Below are 3,152 nucleotides of genomic sequence, written 5' to 3' on the forward strand. Positions count from 1 at the left end.
CCCCCCAATCCTTTGCCATAAGCGGCCTGAGCCGGGGACCGGGGGCCTTCATGACATTCCGCGCGCGCCACCTTCTGGGGATCGAACATCTGGCCCCGGAGGAGATTCGCAGCGTCCTCGACCTCTCCGAGAAATATGTCGAACTGAACCGGCGCACGGTCAAGCACGCCGACGCGCTGGCGGGCATGACCCAGATCAACATGTTCTTCGAGGCCTCCACCCGGACGCAGGCGAGCTTCGAACTTGCCGGCAAGCGGCTTGGGGCGGACGTGATGAACATGTCGGTCGCCCATTCCTCGGTGAAGAAGGGCGAGACGCTGATCGACACCGCGCTCACTCTGAACGCCATGCACCCGGACCTCCTCGTCGTGCGCCACCCGGCGAGCGGAGCGGTCGACCTCTTGGCGCAGAAGGTCAACTGCGCCGTGCTGAACGCCGGCGACGGGCGGCACGAGCACCCGACGCAGGCTCTGCTCGACGCGCTGACCATCCGCCGCGCCAAGGGCCGCATCCAGCGCCTGACCGTGGCCATCTGCGGCGACATCGCGCATTCGCGCGTGGCGCGGTCGAACCTGATCCTGCTCGGCAAGATGGAAAACCGAATCCGCCTGATCGGCCCACCGACGCTGATGCCCGCCGGCATCGGAGAGTTCGGCTGCGAGGTCTTCGAGGACATGAAGGCCGGGCTTGAGGGCGCCGACGTGGTGATGATGCTGCGGCTTCAGAAGGAACGGATGGACGGCGGCTTCATCCCGTCCGAGCGGGAGTATTACCACCGCTACGGCCTCGACGCCGAGAAGCTCGGCTTGGCGAAGGACGATGCCATCGTCATGCACCCCGGACCGATGAACCGGGGGGTGGAGATCGACGGGGAACTGGCGGACGACATCAACCGGAGCGTCATCCAGGACCAGGTGGAGATGGGCGTCGCGGTGCGCATGGCCTGCATGGACCTGCTGGCGCGGAACCTGCGGGCGGAGCGGGGGGCGAAGGCGGTGGGGGTGATGGTGTGAAGCCATCTGAACGCGCAGTACGTCACATGACCGGGCGCGGGGGATGACCATGGGCGAGAAAGGCATCTGGTTCTCAAGACTTATGCCGGGCGAACGGCTCCTGTGGGAGGGGCGGGCGGAGAACGCTCGGCTCATCGTCGGGCTTGGCGTGGTGGTAGCCGTCACTGCCCAGATACATCCTCTGATGTCGGCGCCGGTCGCGGCGTTCCTGGTCTGGGCGGTCCGAATTCGGCGCGAGCGCTACGCCTTGACGGACCGCCGCGTTCTCGCGCTTCAGGCGCCGCTTCTCGGTCCGCTCGAAATGCGCGCGCTTGAACGTGCCGGAACCACACTGATGCCCGGATATGCCGCGAGCAACAAATCCCTCATGTTCACCGCAGCAGACGGCCGGCGCATTCGATTCAATTCACAGCCCGCCGATATCAGGCGCTGGTTCATCGAAACCTACGCCAAGGCGGGGACCGAACCGTTTCCAGCCACCGATCAGACTGTGCCGACATGATCCCCCTCCTCACCAACGCCCGCCTGCTCAACCCCGAGGCGCTGATCGAGACCCTCGGCGCGCTTACGAACTCCATCGACCTTCCGGCGCGGAACCTGTGGGCGGAGCGCGGGGCAAGGGCCGTGGGGGTGATGGCGTGACATATCGAAACCGTAGGTTGGGCAATATTGCCCATCCTACCAATATCAAACGACAGGACGCGGCCCAATGACCACCCTCCTCACCAATGCCCGCCTGATCGACCCCGAGGCGCTGACCGAGACCCTCGGCACGCTTGTCGTCGCCGACGGAAAGATTACCGAAATCTTAACGCAACCCGTTGAAAAGGCTGACACCTTCCCCGCAGGAAAGGTCGTGGACTGCGAGGGCCGCTGCCTCGCCCCCGGCATCGTGGACCTCGGCGTGAAGATCGGCGAACCGGGGGAGCGGCACAAGGAATCGTTCCGCTCCGCCGGTCTCGCCGCCGCCGCCGGGGGTGTGACCACGATCATCGCCCGGCCCGACACCAACCCCGCCATCGACACGCCCGAGGTGCTGGAATTCGTCACCCGCCGCGCGGCCGAGGCGAGCCCCGTTCGCATCCGCCACATGGCCGCGCTGACCAAGGGGCGGCAGGGGCGCGAGATGACCGAGATCGGCTTCCTCCTTGACGCCGGCGCCATCGCCTTTACGGATTGCGACCATGTTGTCTGTGACACCAAGGTTCTCAGCCGCGCGCTCACCTACGCGAAATCGCTGGGCGCCCTCGTCATGGGCCATCCGCAGGAGCCGGGCCTGTCGCAGGGCGCGGCAACGACCTCCGGCAAGTTCGCGAGCCTCCGCGGACTGCCCGCCGTCTCCCCCATGGCCGAGCGCATCGGTTTCGACCGCGACATGGGCCTGATCGAGATGACCGGGGTCAGGTACCACTTCGATCAGATCACCACGGCCCGCGCCCTGCCGCCCCTGGAGCGCGCCAAGCGGAACGGTTTCGACGTGACGGCCGGGACTTCGATCCACCACCTCACGCTCAACGAGTTCGACGTCGGCGACTACCGCACCTTCTTCAAGGTCAAGCCGCCGCTACGGAGCGAGGACGACCGTCTGGCCACGGTGGAGGCGGTGGCCTCGGGCCTGATCGACATCATCAGTTCCATGCACACGCCGCAGGACGAGGAATCGAAGCGCCTGCCCTATGAGGAAGCCGCCTCGGGGGCGGTGGCCCTGGAGACCTTCCTGCCGGCAGCGCTGCGGCTTCACCACGCGGGCCACATGACCCTGCCGCAGCTTTTTCGTGCGATGGCGCTCAACCCCGCAAGGCGGCTCGGCCTGCCGCAGGGGCGGCTCGCGGTCGGCGCGCCCGCCGACCTCGTGCTCTTCGATCCCGACGCGCCCTTCGTGCTCGACCGCTTCAAGCTGCGCTCCAAGTCGAAGAACACGCCCTTCGACGGGCAGCGGATGGAGGGGCGCGTCATCGGCACCTGGGTCGGCGGCGTCCGGGTTTTCGGCGGGGAGGCTTGACGTGCCCGAAATCACAACCGGCGCGGCGGCGCTGCTCCTGACGGCGGTGCTGGGCTACCTGCTGGGCTCGATCCCCTTCGGGGTCGTCGTGACGAGACTCATGGGTCTCGGCGACCTCAGGCAGATCGGTTCCGGCA

Annotated in this window: 5 protein-coding genes; all 5 read left to right on the forward strand. The window is 66.9% G+C overall.

Going from position 1 to position 3,152, the window contains the following annotated elements:
* Positions 1–50 precede the first annotated feature (50 nt).
* Entirely contained in the window at positions 51–1,013 is a 963-nt protein-coding gene (locus F9K34_RS18095; protein ID WP_291338503.1) for an aspartate carbamoyltransferase catalytic subunit, read from the forward strand.
* A gap of 43 nt (positions 1,014–1,056) precedes the next feature.
* Positions 1,057–1,515, forward strand: a complete 459-nt coding sequence (locus tag F9K34_RS18100) for a hypothetical protein (RefSeq protein WP_291338504.1) — start codon at positions 1,057–1,059, stop codon at positions 1,513–1,515.
* Positions 1,512–1,655: a hypothetical protein gene (locus F9K34_RS18105; RefSeq protein WP_291338505.1), complete on the forward strand. Its 144-nt coding sequence runs from the start codon at positions 1,512–1,514 to the stop codon at positions 1,653–1,655. Before F9K34_RS18100 ends, F9K34_RS18105 begins: the two co-directional genes overlap by 4 nt.
* Positions 1,656–1,722: 67 nt before the next feature.
* Positions 1,723–3,015: a dihydroorotase gene (pyrC, locus tag F9K34_RS18110; protein ID WP_291338506.1), complete on the forward strand. Its 1,293-nt coding sequence runs from the start codon at positions 1,723–1,725 to the stop codon at positions 3,013–3,015.
* 1 nt (position 3,016) lies between these two features.
* The coding region (locus F9K34_RS18115) for a glycerol-3-phosphate acyltransferase (RefSeq protein ID WP_291338507.1) at positions 3,017–3,152 on the forward strand (136 nt) is incomplete at its 3' end.

It is taken from the genome of Albidovulum sp., from assembly GCF_008933605.1.
Lineage (GTDB): Bacteria > Pseudomonadota > Alphaproteobacteria > Rhodobacterales > Rhodobacteraceae > Albidovulum.